Consider the following 19,935-nt stretch of genomic DNA (forward strand, 5'->3'; position numbering starts at 1 on the left):
CTCGAAGGGGTCGCCACCGCCACCCGCGGCCGCCGTGGCGCGTCGGGTGGGATCGGTCTCAGGCGTGTCGGTCAGGATCGACTCGGTTCCTCGGGACGAGAGCACCGGGTGGGGAGCCGGCGGCGCGCTCGGTGTCGAGCGCGTGTTGAAGGATTATAACCGCCGCCACCTGGTCGATCACGGGCCGCTGCTTACGGGACCCTCTGCCCGAGGCGCGCAGGGCGCCCTGGGCGGAGACCGTCGAGAGCCGCTCGTCGACCAGCCGCACGGGCGTGTCGGTGGCGTCGGCGAGCCGCCGCGCGAACCCCTCGGCGTCGTCCGTGGAGGCGGTCACCCGGCCCGAGAGCGCGAGCGGCAGTCCCACGATGAGCTCGGTGCAGTCGATCTCGGCGGCGACCTCGAGGATCCGCCGCACGTCCGCGGAGCCGCCGGCGTCGCGCGGGACGGTCTCGACGGGGGTCGCGATCAGCCCGTGCGGATCCGACCGGGCGAGGCCGACGCGGGCCTTCCCCACGTCGACCGCGAGCCGGGATCCGATCCGCATCAGGACTCGAGGGCCAGGCGGACCGCGGCCAGCGCGTCGCCGATGGCGGTGACGTCGGATCCGCCGCCCTGCGCGAGGTCGTCCTTGCCGCCCCCGCCGCCGCCGAGCACCGCAGCCGCCGCCCGGGCGAGCTGCCCGGCCTTGGCGCCCGCGTCGCGCGCGGCCTGGTTGGTGGCCACGATGACCGTCGGCTTGCCTCCCGCGTCGCCCGCGAGGGCGACCACGACGGGCTCGGACCCCGCGCGCTCGCGCACGAGCGTCACGAGCTGGCGCACCTCGTCGGCCGAGCGGACGCTACCGAGCGACTCCTGGATGAGCGTCACGGCTCCGACGCGCGATCCCTGTGCGAGGAGCGCCGGCACGCGCTGCTGCAGCGCCTGCGCCTCGAAGTCGGCGATGCGCCGCTCCGCGGTCTTGAGGTTCTGCATGAGGTCGGCGATGCGGTCGGGCAGCTGCTCGCGCGGCGTCTTCAGGCTCGAGGTGAGCTGCGACACGATGGCGCGCTCGACGGCCAGGTCCTGGAACGCCTCGCGGCCGACGAGCGACTCGATGCGGCGGTTCGTGGATCCGACCGACGACTCCCCCACGACGTTGATGAGGCCGATCTGCGCGCTGGAGGACACGTGCGTGCCGGCGCACAGCTCGCGCGACCACGGGCCGCCGATGTCGACCACGCGCACGGTGTCGCCGTACTTCTCGCCGAACAGCGCCATGGCGCCGAGCTGCTTGGCCTCGTCGATCGGCATGACGCGCGTCACGACCTGCAGGTCGTCGCGCACCGCGCCGTTCGCGATGTCCTCGATCTCGCTGCGGGTCTCGGGGCTCAGCGCCTGGTTCCACGCGAAGTCGAGCCGCATGTACCCGGCCCGGTTGTACGAGCCGGACTGGTGCGCGTCCTGGCCGAGCACCTGGCGGAGGGCGGCGTGCACGAGGTGCGTGCCCGAGTGCGCCTGCGTGGCGCCGCGGCGCCAGTCGGCGTCGACGACGGTGGTGGCGGCGGCGCCGACCCCGACCTCGCCCGAGCGGACCTGCACGCGGTGGCTGATGAGGCCCTTCACGGGCTTCTGCACGTCGAGCACCTCGAGGTCGAAGCCGTTCCCGACGATGCTGCCCGCGTCGGCCTCCTGGCCGCCGGACTCCGCGTAGAGGCTCGTCGCGGGGAGGATGACCTCCGCGATGTCGCCCGCGACCGCGTGGTCGACGCTGTGGCCGCCGACGATGAGGCCGAGGATCGTCGTCCCGGTCTCCAGCTCGTCGTACCCGGTGAAGCGCGTCTCGCCGGCCGCGCGGAACTCGCTGTAGACGGTGAGGTCGGCCAGAGCGGTCTTCTTCGACTTCGCGTCGGCCTTGGCGCGCGTGCGCTGCTCCAGCATCAGCCGGTCGAAGGCCTCGCGGTCGACCGTGAGGCCGTTCTCCTCGGCCATCTCGAGCGTGAGGTCGATGGGGAAGCCGAACGTGTCGTGCAGGAGGAACGCGGTGTCGCCGGCGATCCGCTCGCCGCCGGCCGCCTTCGTCTCGCCGACGGCCACGTCGAGGATCGTCGTGCCGCCGGAGAGCGTGCGCAGGAAGGTCTCCTCCTCCGCGTACGCGAGGCGGGAGATGCGGTCGAAGTCGTCCGACACCTCGGGGTAGGCGGCCTTCATCGCGTCGCGCGACGCGGGGAACAGCTCGCCGAACGTCGCGGTGTCCACGCCCATGAGGCGCATCCCGCGCACGGTGCGGCGCATGAGGCGGCGGAGGATGTAGCCGCGCCCCTCGTTGGACGGCCGCACGCCGTCGGACATGAGCATGAGGGAGGAGCGCACGTGGTCGGCGACGATGCGCATGCGCACGTCGTCCTCGTGGTCGGCGCCGTAGCGGCGGCCCGCGAGCTCGGCCGCGCGGTCGAGGACCGGGCGCACCTGGTCGATCTCGTACATGTTCTCGACGCCCTGCTTGATGAATGCGACGCGCTCGAGCCCCATGCCGGTGTCGATGTTCCGCTGCGGCAGGTCGCCGAGGATCTCGAAGTCGCTCTTGCCCGTGCCGGCTCCGCGGAGGTACTGCATGAAGACCAGGTTCCAGATCTCCACGTACCGGTCGTCGTCCGTCGCCGGTCCGCCGTCGACGCCGTACGCCGGGCCGCGGTCGAAGAAGATCTCCGAGCAGGGGCCGGCGGGGCCGGGCTGCCCGGTGTGCCAGTAGTTCGTGTCGCGGCCGAGGCCCTGGATCCGCTCGTCCGGGAGACCCGCGACGCGCTTCCACGCCTGCCGGGCCTCGTCGTCCTCGTGGTACACGGTGACCCAGAGGTCGTCGGGAGAGAAGCCGAGGCCGCCGTCGGCCTCGCTCGTCGTGAGCAGCTCCCACGCGTACGCGATGGCCTGCTCCTTGAAGTAGTCGCCGAAGGAGAAGTTGCCGTTCATCTGGAAGAAGGTGCCGTGGCGGGGCGTGCGGCCGACCTCCTCGATGTCGAGCGTGCGGATGCACTTCTGGACGCTCGTGGCCCGGGCGAACGGCGCGGGCACGACGCCCGTGAGGTACGGCACGAACGGCACCATGCCGGCCACCGTGAACAGCAGCGTGGGGTCCTCGCTCACGAGCGACGCCGACGGCACGACGGTGTGCCCCCGGTCGCCGAAGTACGTCAGCCAGGCGTTGCGGATGTCTGCGGTCTGCATGCGGTCTACTGCTTTCCCAGCTCGGTGATGGTGTCCTCGGCCTCGCCCACGGCGGAGCGGAGCTCGGCCTCGCGGCGGCGGTACCCGTGCTCGACGGCCTCGCCGAAGCGGCGGGCCCGGGCGTCCACGTCCTGGAACAGGCGGTGCCCGGCCGGCGTGCGGTCGACGATGTGGGCCACGGCGAAGCCGAGGAGGACCCCCACGGCGATGAGGACGAGGTTCTTCATGGGGTTCCCCTTCCGGGAGACGTCGTGCCGGTGCGCGGCCACGGGGGCCGAGGGCGATCCTACCGGCCGCCGTCCCGGCACCCGGCGGCTCGGCGGCACCGGACGAGGTCGAGCACGCCCCCGCCTCCCCCGGATACGCCGCGAGGCGGGCCGCCCGGATGGGCGACCCGCCTCGCGGACGGTGTACGGGTTCTAGCGGGCCGCGTAGTACTCGACGACCAGCTGGACCTCGCAGGTCACGGGGACCTCGGCGCGCTTCGGCAGGCGCACCAGGCGGGCCTGGAGCTTGTCGAGCTCGACCTCGAGGTACGAGGGGAGCTTCGGCAGCACGTCGGCGTGACCGCCGGCGGCGGCGACCTGGAAGGGCTCGGTGCCCTCGGAGCGCGGCTTGACGTGGATCATCTGGCCGGCCTTCACGCGGAAGGAGGGGCGGTCGACGATCTTGCCGTCGACCATGATGTGGCGGTGCACGACGAGCTGGCGGGCCTGCGCCGTGGTGCGCGCGAGGCCGGAGCGGACGACGAGCGCGTCGAGGCGCTGCTCGAGGATCTCGACGAGGTTCTCACCGGTCAGGCCCTGCGTGCGACGCGCCTCCTGGAAGGCGATCTTGAGCTGGGCCTCGCGGATGCCGTACTGGGCGCGCAGACGCTGCTTCTCGCGGAGGCGGACGGCGTAGTCGCTGTCCTGCTTGCGCTTGGACCGGCCGTGCTCGCCCGGCGCGTAGGGGCGCTTCTCGAGGTACTTGGCCGCCTTCGGCGTGAGCGGGATGCCCAGCGCGCGGGAGAGGCGGGTCTTGCTGCGGGTGCGTGACTTGGTGGACACGTTTTCCTTCCAGGGAGAAAGTCTCTGACTACGGATGATGCAGGGCGTCCGCGCACACGCATGGGCGCGCGACGATCGATCCCGCTGATGCGGGTCCTGCGGAAGTAGAGGGATTCGCCACGGGTCGTCCGGCTACAGGACGTGTCCCTTGATCATGATGTCGACGCAGCCGCACGCGACACCCGATTGAGGCGTCAGCAAGCGTAGCACGCGATCGGCGCGGATCCGGGGGTGCGCCGCGCCGGCGTCACCCGCCGCGGACGATGCGCCGCAGCTTCTCGAGCCGCGCCGAGAGGTCGCGTTCGTGCCCGTGCTGCGTCGGCGAGTAGTAGGTGCGGCCCACGAGCTCGTCCGGCAGGTACTGCTGCGTCACGACGCCGATGTCCGCGTCGTGCGGATAGCGGTAGCCCTTGCCGTGGCCGAGCCGCTTCGCGCCCGGGTAGTGGGCGTCGCGGAGGTGCAGGGGCACGCGGCCGAACGCGCCGGCCCGCACGTCGGCGATGGCCTGGTCGATGCCGAGGTAGGAGGCGTTCGACTTGGGCGCCGTGGCGAGGTGCACGACCGCCTGGGCCAGCGGGATCCGGCCCTCGGGCATGCCGATGAGCTGCACCGCGTCGGCGGCGGCGACCGCGACGACGAGCGCCTGCGGGTCGGCGAGCCCGATGTCCTCGGAGGCCGAGACGATGATCCGCCGAGCGATGAAGCGCGGGTCCTCCCCCGCCTCGATCATGCGGGCCAGGTAGTGCAGCGCGGCGTCGACGTCGGAGCCGCGGATCGACTTGATGAAGGCGCTGATGACGTCGTAGTGCTCGTCGCCGTTGCGGTCGTAGCGGAGCAGCGCCCGGTCGACCGCGAGCGCGACCTGCTCCGTCGAGATGGGGACGGGCGCGGGCGCCGGATCCTCGGCGGGAGCGGCATCGCCGGGCTCCCGCTCGTCGTCGTCCTCGTCGTCCTCCGCGGCAGCCGCGCGCGCCCGGCCCGACGCGTCCGCCTGCGCCGACACCGCCGCCGCCTCGAGCGCCGTCAGCGCACGTCGGGCGTCCCCGGACGCGAGCCGGATGATCATGGCCCGCGCGTCATCGTCGAGCGCGAACCGCCCGCCGAGGCCGCGGTCATCGGCGACGGCGCGGTCCACGAGGACGCCGAGGTCGTCGTCGTCGAGCTGTTCGAGGGTCAGCAGCAGGCTGCGGGACAGCAGCGGCGAGATGACGGAGAAGGACGGGTTCTCGGTGGTGGCCGCGATGAGGATCACCCACCCGTTCTCCACGCCCGGCAGCAGCGCGTCCTGCTGGGCCTTGGTGAAGCGGTGGATCTCGTCGAGGAAGAGCACGGTCGAGACGCCGAAGAGGTCGCGGTCGCTGAGCGCCTTCTCCATCACCTGCCGCACGTCGCGGACGCCCGCGGTCACCGCCGAGAGCTCGACGAAGCGGCGGCTGGATCCGTGCGCGATCGCCTGCGCGAGCGTCGTCTTGCCCGTCCCGGGCGGGCCCCACAGGATGATCGAGACCGACCCCTGCTCCCCCGCCACGTCCGACGCGAGGCTCACGAGGGGCGAGCCGGGCGTCAGGAGGTGGCGCTGCCCCGTGACCTCGTCGAGGCTGCGAGGACGCATCCGGACGGCCAGGGGCGTCGCCCCCGAACGGAGGCCCGGTCGCGTGTCGGTCATGATCTCGATGGTAGGCGCGACCGGCTATGGTTCCCGTACCGCCGCCTCGGGCGGGACCGACCGTGAGGACGCCGTGGCCCCCAAGAACGACCGCGCAGCCCGTGAGGCGCAGGCCCGGCTCCGCCGCTACGCGGCCCGCCAGGAGCTCCACGCCCGCGCCGTCCGCCGCCGCCGCCGCGATGACGTGGTCGCGATCGTCGCCGTGATCGTCGTGGCCGCGCTCGCGATCGGCGCGCAGCTCGCGTACGAGGCGGGCCCCGGCGCTCCCGCACCGGTGCCCGCGTCCTCCACGCCCGCATCCCCCGACGCCCCCGCACCCACGACGCCGGACGTCGCGCCGACCGCCGACCCCACCCCCGCGCCGGAGGCGACCCCGACGCCCTGAGCCGCCGATCCGGCCGGTCGGTCCTCACGAGCGTCTGCGAGCCGAGGTCGATCGGCGTCGCGCCCACGCAGGCCCGCCCCGCCCTGGGGCATGATCGACAGGTCAGCCAGCGCCCGCCACGGGACGATCCCCCGCGGAGGGCGTGCTCTAGGCTGACGTGCACGTCTCCGCACCGGTCCGGCCGGTCCTACGAACAAGGTGAAATCCGTGGCTGACAACGATCAGACCCCCTGGGGCCGCGTCGACGAGACGGGCACCGTCTTCCTGCGCGAGGGCGACGGCGAACGTGCCGTCGGCCAATACCCCGACGGGACCCCCGAGGAGGCGCTGGCCTACTTCCAGCGCAAGTTCACCGATCTCGCGGGGCAGGTGACGCTCCTCGAGCAGCGCGCCAAGCGCGGCGCCCCCGCCGCCGACGTGTCGAAGGCCGTCGCGCACCTCATCGAGGCCGTGGACGGCGCGAACGCCGTCGGCGACCTCGCCGCGCTCCGCGCGCGGCTCGACGTCCTCGCCGCCACGGTCGGCGAGCTCACCGAGAAGCAGGGCGAGGAGCAGCGGCAGGTGGTGCAGGGCGCCATCGCCGAGCGCACCGCCATCGTCGAGGAGACCGAGCGCCTCGCGACCCAGGACTTCTCGAAGGTCCAGTGGAAGCAGCTGACCGCCGAGGTCGACGCGCTGTTCGCTCGCTGGCAGCAGCACCAGCAGACGGGGCCCCGTCTGCCCAAGAACGAGGCCAACGAGCTCTGGAAGCGCTTCCGCACCGCGCGGTCCACCATCGACACCGAGCGCAAGGCGTTCTTCGCCGAGCTCGACAACGCCCACAAGGACGCCCGCTCGAAGAAGCAGGCGATCGTCGAGCAGGCGCGCGCGCTCGAGCCGCAGGGCGTCGGCGGCATCCCCGCCTACCGCCGGCTCCTCGACGAGTGGAAGCTCGCCGGGCGCGCGGGCAAGCGCTACGACGACGCGCTCTGGGCGCAGTTCAAGGCCGCGGGCGACGTGCTGTACGGCGCCAAGGCGGAGGTCGACGCCGCGGACGACGAGGAGCAGCAGGCCAACCTCCAGGCCAAGCTGGCCCTCCTCGACGAGGCCGAGCCGATCCTCCAGATCACGGAGCGCACCGCGGCGCGCGACAAGCTCACCGCCGTCCAGCTGCGCTGGGACGCGATCGGCCGCGTGCCGCGCGACAGCGTCAAGACCGTCGAGGACCGCCTCCGCAAGGTCGAGTCCCACGTGCGCACGCTGGACGAGGAGTTCTGGCGCAAGAACAACCCGGAGACGAAGGCGCGCTCCGAGGGCCTCGCCTCGCAGCTCGGCGCCGCCATCGACAAGCTCCAGCGCGAGCTCGACGCGGCCAAGGCCGACGGCGATGCGCGACGCATCAAGGACGCCGAGGAGGCCCTCGCCGCCCGCCGCGTCTGGCTGGACGCGCTCGGCTCGTAGCTCGACCCCTGCGCAGCCCGGCGACGGCCCGGGATCCTCCACAGGATCCCGGGCCGTCGTCCGTCCGGCCGCCGACGATGGCATGGTGCGCCCATGCCGCCCCGTCTCGCACCCGTCCTGTCCGTCCTCGACCTCCCGCTCGCCGAGCTCTGCTCCGCCCGCCTCGACGGCGAGGTGTACGAGGTCGACGCCTGCTACTCCCCCGTCGACGAGCTCGCGTCGCCGTGGCTCCGCGCCGCGGCCCTCGCGGCCCAGGTCCCGTCCCGTCTCATCGCCGAGCGGTCGACGGCGGCCTGGGTCCACGGCGCCGTCCGCACACCGCCGCGCACGCACGAGTACTGCGTCGACAGCGTCGCCCGCTGCCATCCGCCGGCGCTGCGCAACGTGCGCATCCGCGAGGTGGTGCTCCACGAGCGCGACACGACCACGCTGGCCGGCCTCCGCGTCACGACCCCGCTGCGCACGCTGTGCGACATCGCGCGGACGGTCGCCGATTTCACGCCGTTCCACGAGGCCGCCTGCCTCGGGCTGCTGGCGCTGCCCGGCATCACGGACGCGGCAGCCCGTCAGCACCTCGCCGCCTCCGGCGCGCTGCCCGACAAGCGCCGCGCCCTGGCCCGGCTCGACGCCCTGGCCCGTGGCTCCGCGGCGCCGGAGCACGCGGACCGCGGACCGGGAGCGGTATCCGTCAGCCGCCGTTGACGCGGTACACGTCGTACACCGCATCGATGCGGCGCACGGCGTTGAGCACGCGATCCAGGTGGGTCACGTCACCCATCTCGAAGACGAAGCGGCTGATGGCGAGCCGGTTCGACGATGTCGAGACGGACGCGGACAGGATGTTGACGTGGTGCTCCGACAGCACGCGCGTGACGTCGCTCAGGAGGCCAGAGCGGTCGAGCGCCTCCACCTGGATGTGCACCAGGAACAGGCTCTTGGACGACGGCGCCCACTCCACCTCAATCATGCGATCGGGCTCCTCGCGCAGCGAGTCGACGTTGTGGCAGTTGGCCTGGTGGACGGAGACCCCCGCGCCGCGCGTCACGAACCCGATGATCTCGTCGCCCGGCACCGGCGTGCAGCACTTGGCGAGCTTCACGAGGATGTCCGGCGCCCCGCGCACGAGCACGCCCGAGTCGCTGTTCCGCGACACGCGCGAGCGCTGCGTGACGGCGAAGACCTCCTCGGCCTCCCCGCCGCTGTCGCCCTGTATGGACGAGAGCACCTTCTCGATCACCGACTGCGTGGAGACATGGCCCTCGCCGACGGCGGCGTAGAGCGCGGCGACGTCGTCGTACTTCATGCTCTGGGCGACGTCCGAGAACGCGTCCTGGTTCATCAGCTTCTGCAGCGGCAGGTTCTGCTTGCGCATGGCCCGGGCGATGGCGTCCTTGCCCTGCTCGATGGCCTCCTCGCGCCGCTCCTTGGTGAACCACTGCTTGATCTTGTTGCGCGCGCGAGCGCTCTTCACGAACGCGAGCCAGTCCTTGCTGGGACCGCTGTCGGGGTTCTTCGAGGTGAACACCTCCACCACGTCGCCCGTGGCGAGCGGGTTCTCGAGCGGGACCAGCCGCCCGTTGACCTTGGCGCCCATCGTGCGGTGGCCCACGTCCGTGTGCACGGCGTACGCGAAGTCCACGGGCGTCCCGCCCGCGGGCAGGCCGATCACCTTGCCGTGCGGCGTGAAGACGTAGACCTCCTTCGCGCCGATCTCGAAGCGCAGCGAGTCGAGGAACTCACCGGGATCCGCCGTCTCGGACTGCCAGTCGGAGATGTGCGCGAGCCAGGCGAGGTCGGTGTCCCCCTGCGGCGACACCTCGGCCGCGCGCCCGCCGTTCATGCGCTCCTTGTACTTCCAGTGCGCGGCGACGCCGAACTCGGCGCGCTGGTGCATCTCGTGCGTGCGGATCTGGATCTCCACCGGGCGGCCCTTGGGCCCGATGACCGTCGTGTGCAGCGACTGGTACAGGTTGAACTTCGGCGTGGCGATGTAGTCCTTGAAGCGCCCGGGGACCGGCGTCCACCTGGCATGGATCGCGCCGAGCACCGCGTAGCAGTCGCGGAGCGAGTCGACCAGCACCCGGATCCCGACGAGGTCGTAGATCTCGTCGAACTCGCGGCCGCGCACGACCATCTTCTGGTAGATCGAGTAGTACTGCTTGGGACGGCCGGCCACCTTGCCGCGGATCTTGGCGGCGCGCAGGTCGTCGTTGACGCTGTCGATCACCTGCTGCACGAACTCCTCGCGCTGCGGCGTGCGCTGCTTCACGAGGTTCTCGATCTCGACGTAGATCTTCGGGTAGAGCACCGCGAACGAGAGGTCCTCGAGCTCCCACTTGATGGTCGAGATGCCGAGACGGTGCGCGAGCGGCGCGTAGATCTCGAGGGTCTCCTTCGCCTTGCGCTCTGCGGACGCGGACTCGACGAAGCCCCACGTGCGCGCGTTGTGCAGGCGGTCGGCGAGCTTCACCACGAGCACGCGGATGTCCTTCGACATCGCGACGACCATCTTCCGCACCGTCTCGGCTTGGGCGCTGTCGCCGTACTTCAGCTTGTCGAGCTTGGTGACGCCGTCGACGAGCATGGCGATCTCGTCGCCGAAGTCGTGGCGGAGCATGTCGAGCGTGTACTCGGTGTCCTCGACCGTGTCGTGCAGCAGGGCCGCGGCGAGGGTCTTGGGGCCGATGCCGAGGTCCGCCAGGATCTGCGCCACCGCGACCGGGTGCGTGATGTACGGCTCGCCGCTCTTGCGCTTCTGCCCCTCGTGCGCCCGCTCGGCGACGGCGTACGCCCGTTCGATGAGGCTCATGTCGGCCTTGGGGTGGTGCAGGCGAGCGGTGCGGATCAGCTGCTCGACGGCCCCGGCGGGCTGCGCCCGGGAGAACAGGCGGGGCACCAGGCGCCGGAGGGAAGCCGTGCTCGAGGTCGTCTCCGTCATCGTTCAGCCTCCCAGGCGTGTGCTGGAGACCAAATTATCACCGCGGTCGAGGGCTCCCGACCACGGACGGTCCGCGGGCACCGGCGGCGCATCGATGAGGACGACTGCCGCCGAGATGCGGCGCGGCGGTCGCGGCTCAGGCGATGCGGCCGGGCTGCCCGTCGTCGGTGACCACGTCGCCGCCCATCTCGGACCAGGCGTGCATGCCGCCCGTGATGTTGGACGCCGCGAATCCGCCGCGCAGGAGCGCCTGGGTGGCGAGCGAGGAGCGATGCCCGGAGCGGCAGACGACCGCGATGTGCTGGTCGGTCGGGATCTCGGCGACGCGGGCCTCGAGCTCGCCCATCGGGATGTGGTGCGCCAGGGCGGAGTGGCCCGCCTCCCACTCGTCGTGCTCACGCACGTCGAGGAGCCAGGAGTCGCCCGTCGCGGTGCGGGCCTTCGCCGTCGCCGCGTCGAGGTCCTCGGGGACGCCGGCGCCCTGCGCGCTCGTCACGACTCCACCGTGACGGCGGCGCGCTCGGCCTGGGCGCGGCTGGCCGCCGCGGCCGCCAGCTGGTCACCGCGCTTGACCCTCGGCTCGCCCTCGCGGAGGTGCGCGTAGAGCGGGGCCGCGATGAAGATGGTCGAGTACGTGCCGACGATGATGCCGATGAAGAGCGACAGCGCGATGTCCCGCAGCGTGCCCGCCCCGAGCACGACGGCGCCGATGAAGAGGATCGAGCCGACCGGGAGGATGGCGACGATCGACGTGTTGATCGAGCGCACCAGCGTCTGGTTCACCGCGAGGTTGACCGACTGCCCGAACGTGCGCCGGGACTCCTGCCCGTCCTGCGCGGTGTTCTCGCGGATCTTGTCGAACACCACGACGGTGTCGTAGAGCGAGTAGCCGAGGATCGTGAGGAAGCCGATGACGGCAGCCGGCGTGACCTCGAAGCCCGTGATGCCGTAGATGCCCGCGGTGAGGACGAGGTCGTGCAGGAGCGCGATGATCGCGGCGACGGACATCTTCCAGGTGCGGAAGTAGACCGACATGACCACCGCCGCCAGCGCGAGGAAGACCACGAGGCCCCAGAGCGCCTGCCGCGTGATGTCCTGGCCCCACGACGGCCCGATGAAGGACTCGGTGACGCTGGACGTCTCGACGCCGTACGCCGTCGCGAGAGCCTGGCGCACGGCCGAGCTGGCGTCGGGCTGCAGCTGGTCGGTCTGCACGCGGACGCCGTCGGATCCGACGGACGAAACGCGGGCCGGCACCGGGGTGACGGTGGCGACCGCCTCGCTCGCGATGTCCTGCGACTGCGACTGTACGCCGCTCACCGTGTACTCCGATCCGCCCGTGAACTCGATCCCGAAGGTGAAGCCGCCGCGCACAAGCGGGCCGAGGACGGAGATCAGGATGCAGACGGCCGCGATGGAGTACCAGAGGCGGCGGCGGCCGACGATGTCGAACGAGCGCTTGCCCGTGTAGAGGTCGTTGCCGAACTCGGAGAAGCCAGCCATCAGTCGTCCCTGCTCGTGTCGTCGGCCCGCGGTGCGTCGATCGTCGCGGTCTTCGTGGATCCGGTGGCCTGGCCCTGGGCGGCCTTGCGCTCGGCGATGGTCTGCCGGCGCGCGGCCTCCTTGGCCGCCGCGGCGTTGCGCCCCGCCGTGGCGGTGGGGGTGCGGAACGTCGCGCGGCCGCGGTAGACGGCACCGAGCGCCCGCGGGTCGAGCCCGCTCATGCGGTGGCCCTCGGCGAAGAACGGCCGGTTGGCGAGCAGCTGGAGGATCGGGTGCGTGAAGAGCGAGACGACGATGAGGTCGATGATCGTCGTGAGCCCCAGCGTGAGCGCGAATCCCTTGACGTTGCCGACCGCCAGGATGAACAGCACCGCGGCGGCGAGGAAGTTGACCGTGTCGGACGCGATGATCGTGCGCAGCGCGCGCTTCCACCCCTGCTCGACGGACGAGACGAGGCCGCGTCCGTCGCGCAGCTCGTCCTTGATGCGTTCGAAGTAGACGATGAACGAGTCGGCTGTGATGCCGATGGCCACGATGAGCCCCGCCACCCCGGCGAGCGACAGTCGATACCCCTCCCGCCAGCTGAGCAGCGTGATGAGGAGGTAGGTGATCACCGCGGCGATCACGAGCGACGCGATCGTCACCGTGCCGAGCACCCGGTACTGCACGAGCGAGTAGAGCACCACGAGCACGAGCCCGATGAGACCCGCGATCAGGCCGCTGGTGAGCTGCGAGGAGCCCAGCGTCGCCGAGATGACGTCCGAGCTCTGCAGCGTGAAGCTGAGCGGGAGGGCACCGAACTTGAGCTGGTCGGCCAGGGCCTTCGCGCTCTCCTGCGTGAAGTTGCCCGTGATGGAGGGCTTGCCGTTCGTGACGACGCCCTGCGTGACCGGCGCGGAGATGACCTCGTTGTCGAGCACGAAGGCGAACTGGTTGCGCGGCGACTCGAGCGTGATGAGGCGGGTGGACATGTCGCCGAACTGCTTCGTGCCGTCGCCGTCGAAGACCAGGTTGACCGACCACGTGCCGGTGCTGACGCCCTGGCTCGACTGCTGCAGGCCGCTCGTGGCGTCGGAGATGGTGCTGCCGTCGACCTCGACCGGGCCGAGCACGTACTTCGCGGCGCCGTCGCCGGAGCACGCGATGATCGCGCGGTCGGCGGGGGCCGCCTGCCCGTCGCTCTCGGGCGCGGTCGCGCAGTCGTAGGCGGCGAACTCGGCCTGGAGGCGCGGGGTGACCCACGAGACGTCGCTCGGGCCCGTGGGCTCCGCGGTCGGCTCGTCGGAGAGGGTGGAGGGATCCGGGGTGGCCGCCGCGGCCGGCGTCTCCGCCGCGGGGGTGGACCCGTCCGTCGGCGCCGACCCGTCGGTGGGCGCGGGCGTCGGGGTCGGGGCGACGGACGCCGTGCCCGCCGCGCCGATGAGCACGGGGCGCAGCTCGAGCTTCGCCGAGGACTGCAGGCGCTGCATGGTGGCCGCGTCGGGTTCGCCGGGCAGGCTCACGACGATGTTGCTCCCGCCCTGCGTGGTGATCTCCGCCTCGGAGACGCCGCTCGCGTCGACGCGCTGGCGGATGATCGACACCGCCTGGGCGAGCTGCTCGCTCGTGGGACCCGATGAGGCCCCGTCGAGCTGCGGAGCCAGGATGATCTGCGTCCCGCCCTCGAGGTCGAGGGCCAGCTTCGGGGCCCATGACCCGTTGCTGAACGCCACGCTGGCGGCGTTTCCGCCGGCCAGGAGGCCGATGATGACCAGCAGCCAGATGAGCTTGCGCCTGGCCTTGCGTACCGGTGTGGGCGACTTGGCCACCTGGACACTCGACTTTCTTCGCGGTGGGCCGGCGGGATCCGCGCGGCGCTCCGGATGGAGGGGTGAGCGGGCCGGGCGGGGAACCGCCCGGAGAGGCGGGCGACCGGTGGCCGCCCGCCCGGAGGATCAGGAGCGCGCGCTCGGGGCGTCGCCGTCGTCGGTGCGGCGGGTGACGTCGCTCGTGCCGGTCTCGTCGACGACGTCCGCGGCGGGTGCGTCGTCCACGAGCACGGACGCGTCATCGGCGACGGTCGGCTCCACCACGCGGGCGATCGTCTGGCGGTGCAGCTTCAGCACCGTGCCGGGCGCGACCTCGAGGTAGGCGAGGTTGTTCTCCTCGTCGAAGGAGACGAGCGTGCCGTACACGCCGGAGGCCGTCATGACCTCGGCACCGGGGACCATCTGGGTCTGCAGCGCGGCGAGGTCCTTCTGGCGCTTCCGGCTGTTGCGGAACATGAAGAAGATGAGCAGCGCCAGGACGGCGAACATGATCAGGGTGAACGGGTCCATGCGGGACGGGCCTTTCAGGTGCTGGGAGGTGACGGACACGACGAACCGGCGACGTTCCGCGGGAGGCCAGCTTGAATCATAGTTCATCGCCGAAGAGGGCCCCGGCAGCTGCGGACGGCCCGGCGGGGCGGGCGGGAGCCCCGGGGGCGGCGGGAGGCTGGAGGTCGAAGTGCTCCCACGCCGCCGGCGTCGCGACCCGGCCGCGGGGCGTGCGCGTCACCAGCCCGATGCGCACGAGGAACGGCTCGACGACGGACTCGATCGTCTCCGCCTCCTCCCCCACCGAGACGGCCAGCGTGTTGAGGCCCACGGGCCCCCCGCCGAAGCGCGTGAGGATGCCGCGCATGACCGCCCGGTCGAGGCGGTCGAGGCCGAGCGGATCGACGTCGTACAGGTCGAGCGCGGCGCGCACGGTCGCGAGGCCCGCCTCCGTCCCGTGCACGAGCGCGTAGTCGCGCACCCGGCGGAGCAGGCGGTTCGCGATGCGGGGCGTGCCGCGGCAGCGACCCGCGATCTCCGCGACGGCCTCGTGCTCGATCTCCAGGTGCAGCATGCGGGCGGCGCGCTCGATCACCTGCTCGAGCTCGTGCGTCTCGTAGAACTCGAGGTGGGCCGTGAAGCCGAACCGGTCGCGGAGCGGGCTCGGCAGCATGCCCGAGCGCGTCGTCGCGCCCACCAGCGTGAAGGGCGACAGCTCCAGCGGGATCGAGGTCGCGCCTGCGCCCTTGCCGACCATGATGTCGATGCGGAAGTCCTCCATCGCGAGGTACAGCATCTCCTCCGCGGAGCGCGCCATGCGGTGGATCTCGTCGACGAACAGGATCTCGCCCGGGACCAGCGCCGACAGCACGGCCGCGAGGTCGCCCGCGTGCTGGATCGCGGGACCGCTGGTGAGCCGCAGCGGGCGACGGCTCTCCTCGGCCACGATCATGGCGAGCGTCGTCTTGCCGAGACCGGGCGGGCCCGCGAGCAGGATGTGGTCGGGCGAGCGGTTCTGCATCGCGGCGGCCGTGAGCAGCAGCTCCAGCTGGCCGCGCACCTTCACCTGCCCGACGAACTCGGAGAGCGAGCGCGGGCGGAGCGCGCCCTCGAAGGCGAGCTCCGCGTCGGACTCCGGGACGGGGCTGGACGCGTCGCCGTGCGCGAGGTCGCTCACCGGTCCGCCGCCGTGCCCGTGGCGGACGCGCCCGCGGGCTGCTGCGGCCCGAGCATGCCCAGCGCGACGCGCAGGAGGCGGGGCATGTCGGCAGGCGCGCCCTGCTCGGCGGCGGCGGCCGCGGCGTCGTCGACCGCGGTGCGGGCGACGCGCTCCGACCAGCCGAGGCCGATGAGGGCCGTGACGACGTCGGCCGTGACCGTCGACGCCGACGCCGACGTGCGCGCGCGGGGCTGCGTGACGAACAGCTTCCCCGCGAGCTGGAGGACGATGAGCTTCGCGGTCTTCGGGCCGATCCCGGAGACGCGGCGGAACGCGGCGTCGTCCTCCGCGGCGACGGCCTGGGCCATGGCCTCCGGATCCAGGTGCTCGAGCACCGCGAGGGCCGACTTCGGGCCGACGCCCGTGACGCCGCAGAGCAGCTCGAAGGCCCGCAGCTCGTCCGGGCCCGGGAAGCCGAAGAGGGTGAGCGAGTCCTCGCGCACGACGAGCGAGGTGAGCACCGTGGCCTCGGATCCGTGGCGCAGCTCGAGCGCGTGCCGCGGCGTCACGGAGACGCCGTAGCCCACCCCGTGCACCTCCAGCAGGAGGGTCTGGCCGGAGACGGACAGCACGGTGCCGCGGAGGGAGGAGATCACGCCCCCAACCCTACGAGCTAGGGCCGACCCCGCTGCGCACGCTCGGCCGCGAGCCACGCGGCCTGCGCCGCGGTCGGTCCGGTGCCCGCGGCGGCGTCCGCCCCGGACGTGCGCGCCGCGGGAGCAGGGGTCCCCGCGATGCCCGCGCGGGACATCCCCGCGCGCCATCCGGCGCAGATCGCGAGGGCGAGCGCGTCCGACGCGTCGGCGGGCGTGGGCAGCTCGTCGAGACCGAGGATGCGCGCCACCATCGTCGCCACCTGCCTCTTGTCGGCCTGCCCGTACCCGGTCACGGCGGCCTTGACCTCGCTCGGCGTGTGCAGCGCGACGTCGAGCCCGCGCCGGGCCGCGCCCACCAGGGCCACGCCCGTGATCTGCGCCACGCCCATCACCGTCGAGAGGTTGTCCTGCGCGAACACGCGCTCGATGGCGACGACGGACGGCCGGTGCCGGTCCACGAGCTCCTCGATGCCGTCGCCCACCGCGAGCAGCCGGTGGTGCAGCTCGGCCCTCGGGCTCGTGCGGACGACCTGCACGTCCACGAGCCGGGCGGACCGGTCCGCGAAGACGTCGACCACGCCGACGCCGCAGCGCGTCAGCCCGGGGTCGATCCCGAGGATCCGCACGGAGGGGCCGCTGCCGCCCGCGCCGCTCCCCCGCACCCCGGCGATGAGGGCCTACTCCTCGTCGTCGTCGTCCAGCGCGGCCTGCACATCGGCGGGCACGTCGCTGTTGACGTAGATGTTCTGGACGTCGTCCAGGTCCTCCATGGCGTCGACGAGCTTGTTCACCTTGCGCGCGGTCTCGAGGTCGACCTCGACCTTGACCTGCGGCACGAACTCCACGTCGGCGGAGTCGTAGTCGATCCCCGCGTCCTGGAGGGCCTGGCGCACGGCGACCATGTCGGACGGCTCGCAGCGGATCTCGAACACCTCGCCGTGGTCGGTCACGTCCTCCGCTCCCGCGTCGAGCACGGCGGTGAGGACGTCGTCCTCGCTGGGCGCCTCGGCATGCGGCACGGCGATGACGCCCTTGCGGTGGAAGTTGTAGGCGACGCTGCCGGGGTCGGCCATGGTGCCGCCGTTGCGGCTCATGGCCGTGCGGACCTCGGCGGCGGCGCGGTTCTTGTTGTCCGTGAGGCACTCGACGAGCATCGCGACGCCGTTGGCCGCGTAGCCCTCGTACATGATCGTCTGGTAGTCGACGACCTCGCCGAGGAGGCCCGCGCCGCGCTTGACCGCGCGATCGATGTTGTCGTTAGGGACGCTGGTCTTCTTGGCCTTCTGCACCGCGTCGACGAGGGTCGGGTTGCCGCTCATGTCAGCGCCGCCGATCTTGGCCGCGACCTCGATGTTCTTGATCAGCTTCGCGAACGACTTGGCGCGCCGCGAGTCGATGATCGCCTTCTTGTGCTTCGTGGTCGCCCACTTGGAATGTCCGGACACGGGGGGTTCTCCTTACGCGGCGTCTGCTCGCTGTCAATGATGGACCATCGGGGCCCGCCGCCTGGGACCCGGGAGGTCAGAGGATGCGGCCGGCGTCCTCGACCATGTCGAGGAAGAGGCGGTGGAACCGGAGATCGCCCGTGACCTCCGGGTGGAACGAGGTGCCGAGCAGCGCCCCCTGCCGCACGGCGACGACGCGGCCGTCGTCGAGCGAGGCGAGCGCGGTCGCCGCGGGGCCGACCGAGGCGACCACGGGCGCGCGGATGAACACGGCGTGCACGGGCGGGTCCCCCAGCGCCGGGACGTCGAGGTCGACCTCGAAGGACGCCGTCTGGGATCCGAACGCGTTCCGGCGGACCGACACGTCGAGCCCGCCGATGCTCCGCTGGTCGTGGATCGCGTCGACGATCTCGTCGGCCAGCATGATGAGGCCCGCGCAGGTGCCGTAGACGGGCAGCCCGCCGTCGATGGCGTCGCGCAGCGGCTCCGCGATCCCGAACTGGCGCGACAGCTTGTCCATCACGGTGGACTCGCCGCCCGGGATCACGAGCCCGGACAGACCGGGCAGGTCCTTCGGCTGGCGGACGAGCCGCGTCCGGGCGCCGAAGCCCTCGAGAACGCGGACGTGCTCGCGGACGTCCCCCTGGAGCGCGAGGACGCCGACCAGCGGGCCGTCGCCGGGCAACGCCGGGGTGCTACCAGCCACGCTCGGCGAGGCGGTGCGGAGCGGGGACGTCGGCGACGTTGATCCCGACCATGGCCTCGCCCAGCCCGCGCGACGCCTCGGCGATGGCGTCGGGGTCGTTGAACAGCGCGGTCGCGGTGACGACGGCCTTGGCGCGCGCCACCGGGTTGCCCGACTTGAAGATGCCGGATCCGACGAACACGCCGTCGGCGCCGAGCTGCATCATCATCGCCGCGTCCGCCGGGGTGGCCACGCCGCCCGCGGTGAAGAGGACGACGGGCAGCTGACCGGTCTTCGCGACCTCGAGCACCAGGTCGTACGGCGCCTGCAGCTCCTTCGCCGCGACGTAGATCTCGTCGTGCGTGAGGGCGCTGAGCGCGCGGATCTCGGACTTGATGGTGCGGATGTGCTTGGTGGCCTCGGAGACGTCGCCCGTGCCGGCCTCGCCCTTGGAACGGATCATGGCCGCGCCCTCGGTGATGCGGCGGAGCGCCTCGCCGAGCGTCGTGGCACCGCAGACGAAGGGGACGGTGAAGCCCCACTTGTCGATGTGGTTCACGTAGTCGGCGGGGCTCAGCACCTCGGACTCGTCGATGTAGTCGACCTCGAGGGACTGCAGGACCTGCGCTTCGACGAAGTGGCCGATGCGCGCCTTCGCCATGACGGGGATGGAGACCTCGGCCTTGATCTGGTCGATGAGGTCGGGGTCGCTCATGCGGGCGACGCCGCCCTGCGAGCGGATGTCGGCGGGGACGCGCTCGAGGGCCATGACGGCGACCGCTCCCGCGTCCTCCGCGATGCGCGCCTGCTCGGCGTTGACGACGTCCATGATGACGCCGCCCTTGAGCATCTCCGCGAGTCCGCGCTTGACGCGGCTCGAGCCGACCTGTCCGGGGGTGTTGGTGTCAGTCATTGTGCTCCCTATCCTATTCGCCCGCGGGGGCGGGCCAGGCTGCGGCGATGGATGCGCGCACGTCGCCCAGCAGCTGCGGCAGCGCCTTGGTCTTCGCGATGATCGGCAGGAAGTTCGCGTCCTGCCCCCACCTGGGCACGATGTGCTGGTGCAGGTGCTCGGCGATGCCGGCGCCCGCCACCTGCCCCTGGTTCATGCCGATGTTGTAGCCGTCGTTCCGCGACACCTCGCGCACGACCCGCATGGCGGTCTGCGTCAGCGACCCGATCTCGGCGACCTCCTCGGGGGTCGCGAGGTCGTAGGTCGCGATGTGACGGTACGGGCAGACGAGCAGATGACCGCTGTTGTAGGGGAAGAGATTGAGCAGCACGTAAGCACGCTCGCCGCGCGCGACGATGAGCGCGTCCTCGTCCGACATCGACGGCGCGATGCAGAACGGGCACTCGTCCCGATCCGGCTGCTGCCCCTTCTCGATGTAGACCATGCGGTGCGGGGTCCACAGTCGCTGGAACTCGTCGGGCACGCCCGTGAGGTGGCCGGGGTCGTCGAGGCGCACCTCGCCGCGCCCGTCCTCTCCCCCGGACTCGTGGTCCGACAT

20 protein-coding genes are annotated in these 19,935 nt (G+C 72.0%); 3 read left to right on the top strand and 17 right to left on the bottom strand.

The window, feature by feature from the left end; translation table 11 throughout:
* Window positions 1-58 precede the first annotated feature (58 nt).
* The 5 genes from ruvX to ITJ40_RS09240 form a co-directional block, all read right to left on the bottom strand.
* A complete protein-coding gene (ruvX, locus tag ITJ40_RS09220; protein WP_194666725.1) occupies window positions 59-544 on the bottom strand; it encodes a Holliday junction resolvase RuvX in 486 nt (161 codons plus the stop codon).
* Window positions 544-3,201: an alanine--tRNA ligase gene (alaS, locus tag ITJ40_RS09225; RefSeq protein ID WP_194666726.1), complete on the bottom strand. Its 2,658-nt coding sequence runs from the start codon at window positions 3,199-3,201 to the stop codon at window positions 544-546. Before alaS ends, ruvX begins: the two co-directional genes overlap by 1 nt.
* 5 nt (window positions 3,202-3,206) lie before the next feature.
* Window positions 3,207-3,428, bottom strand: a complete 222-nt coding sequence (locus ITJ40_RS09230) for a hypothetical protein (protein WP_194666727.1) — start codon at window positions 3,426-3,428, stop codon at window positions 3,207-3,209.
* A gap of 192 nt (window positions 3,429-3,620) precedes the next feature.
* The gene (rpsD, locus tag ITJ40_RS09235; RefSeq protein WP_012038492.1) at window positions 3,621-4,250 is read right to left on the bottom strand and encodes a 30S ribosomal protein S4; all 630 of its coding nucleotides are present in this window, start codon (window positions 4,248-4,250) and stop codon (window positions 3,621-3,623) included.
* A 247-nt stretch (window positions 4,251-4,497) separates the two neighbouring features.
* Complete coding sequence (locus ITJ40_RS09240; RefSeq protein WP_194666728.1) at window positions 4,498-5,916, bottom strand: replication-associated recombination protein A; 1,419 nt, start codon at window positions 5,914-5,916, stop codon at window positions 4,498-4,500.
* Between the two features lie 73 nt (window positions 5,917-5,989).
* Here ITJ40_RS09240 and ITJ40_RS09245 point away from each other — a divergent pair, with 73 nt between their 5' ends.
* The 3 genes from ITJ40_RS09245 (at window position 5,990) to ITJ40_RS09255 (ending at window position 8,443) form a co-directional block, all read left to right on the top strand.
* Window positions 5,990-6,301, top strand: a complete 312-nt coding sequence (locus tag ITJ40_RS09245; RefSeq protein ID WP_194666729.1) for a dioxygenase — start codon at window positions 5,990-5,992, stop codon at window positions 6,299-6,301.
* 207 nt (window positions 6,302-6,508) lie between these two features.
* Window positions 6,509-7,741, top strand: coding sequence for a DUF349 domain-containing protein (locus tag ITJ40_RS09250; protein WP_194666730.1), 1,233 nt, complete (start codon window positions 6,509-6,511; stop codon window positions 7,739-7,741).
* Between the two features lie 93 nt (window positions 7,742-7,834).
* The gene (locus tag ITJ40_RS09255; protein ID WP_194666731.1) at window positions 7,835-8,443 is read left to right on the top strand and encodes a type IV toxin-antitoxin system AbiEi family antitoxin; all 609 of its coding nucleotides are present in this window, start codon (window positions 7,835-7,837) and stop codon (window positions 8,441-8,443) included.
* On the opposite strand, the gene ITJ40_RS09260 is transcribed toward ITJ40_RS09255, so the two are convergent.
* From ITJ40_RS09260 to ITJ40_RS09315, 12 genes are all read right to left on the bottom strand, one after another.
* Window positions 8,430-10,679 (bottom strand): bifunctional (p)ppGpp synthetase/guanosine-3',5'-bis(diphosphate) 3'-pyrophosphohydrolase, encoded by a 2,250-nt coding sequence (locus tag ITJ40_RS09260; RefSeq protein WP_194666732.1) that lies wholly within the window; start codon window positions 10,677-10,679, stop codon window positions 8,430-8,432. The two genes, ITJ40_RS09255 and ITJ40_RS09260, sit on opposite strands and share 14 nt — an antisense overlap.
* Window positions 10,680-10,815: 136 nt before the next feature.
* Window positions 10,816-11,175 carry a rhodanese-like domain-containing protein gene (locus tag ITJ40_RS09265; RefSeq protein ID WP_194666733.1) on the bottom strand — a complete coding sequence of 120 codons (360 nt, stop codon included), beginning with the start codon at window positions 11,173-11,175 and terminating at the stop codon, window positions 10,816-10,818.
* Window positions 11,172-12,182, bottom strand: a complete 1,011-nt coding sequence (secF, locus tag ITJ40_RS09270) for a protein translocase subunit SecF (RefSeq protein ID WP_194666734.1) — start codon at window positions 12,180-12,182, stop codon at window positions 11,172-11,174. The genes ITJ40_RS09265 and secF overlap by 4 nt, the downstream gene beginning before the upstream one ends.
* Window positions 12,182-13,990, bottom strand: a complete 1,809-nt coding sequence (gene secD / locus ITJ40_RS09275) for a protein translocase subunit SecD (RefSeq protein ID WP_194666735.1) — start codon at window positions 13,988-13,990, stop codon at window positions 12,182-12,184. Before secD ends, secF begins: the two co-directional genes overlap by 1 nt.
* A 126-nt stretch (window positions 13,991-14,116) precedes the next feature.
* Window positions 14,117-14,500: a preprotein translocase subunit YajC gene (gene yajC, locus ITJ40_RS09280; protein ID WP_228511891.1), complete on the bottom strand. Its 384-nt coding sequence runs from the start codon at window positions 14,498-14,500 to the stop codon at window positions 14,117-14,119.
* A 76-nt stretch (window positions 14,501-14,576) separates the two neighbouring features.
* A complete protein-coding gene (gene ruvB, locus ITJ40_RS09285; RefSeq protein ID WP_194666737.1) occupies window positions 14,577-15,656 on the bottom strand; it encodes a Holliday junction branch migration DNA helicase RuvB in 1,080 nt (359 codons plus the stop codon).
* Window positions 15,653-16,294 (bottom strand): Holliday junction branch migration protein RuvA, encoded by a 642-nt coding sequence (gene ruvA, locus ITJ40_RS09290; RefSeq protein WP_194666738.1) that lies wholly within the window; start codon window positions 16,292-16,294, stop codon window positions 15,653-15,655. The genes ruvB and ruvA overlap by 4 nt, the downstream gene beginning before the upstream one ends.
* Window positions 16,295-16,311: 17 nt before the next feature.
* Window positions 16,312-16,920, bottom strand: a complete 609-nt coding sequence (gene ruvC / locus ITJ40_RS09295; RefSeq protein ID WP_194666990.1) for a crossover junction endodeoxyribonuclease RuvC — start codon at window positions 16,918-16,920, stop codon at window positions 16,312-16,314.
* A gap of 51 nt (window positions 16,921-16,971) precedes the next feature.
* Window positions 16,972-17,739 carry a YebC/PmpR family DNA-binding transcriptional regulator gene (locus ITJ40_RS09300; protein ID WP_194666739.1) on the bottom strand — a complete coding sequence of 256 codons (768 nt, stop codon included), beginning with the start codon at window positions 17,737-17,739 and terminating at the stop codon, window positions 16,972-16,974.
* Between the two features lie 76 nt (window positions 17,740-17,815).
* Entirely contained in the window at window positions 17,816-18,445 is a 630-nt protein-coding gene (gene pdxT, locus ITJ40_RS09305) for a pyridoxal 5'-phosphate synthase glutaminase subunit PdxT (RefSeq protein ID WP_194666740.1), read from the bottom strand.
* The gene (gene pdxS, locus ITJ40_RS09310; RefSeq protein ID WP_194666741.1) at window positions 18,435-19,337 is read right to left on the bottom strand and encodes a pyridoxal 5'-phosphate synthase lyase subunit PdxS; all 903 of its coding nucleotides are present in this window, start codon (window positions 19,335-19,337) and stop codon (window positions 18,435-18,437) included. Before pdxS ends, pdxT begins: the two co-directional genes overlap by 11 nt.
* Before the next feature lie 13 nt (window positions 19,338-19,350).
* Entirely contained in the window at window positions 19,351-19,935 is a 585-nt protein-coding gene (locus tag ITJ40_RS09315) for an HIT domain-containing protein (RefSeq protein ID WP_194666991.1), read from the bottom strand.

Origin of the sequence: Clavibacter sp. VKM Ac-2872 (assembly GCF_015351105.1) — a bacterium.
GTDB lineage: Bacteria > Actinomycetota > Actinomycetes > Actinomycetales > Microbacteriaceae > Clavibacter.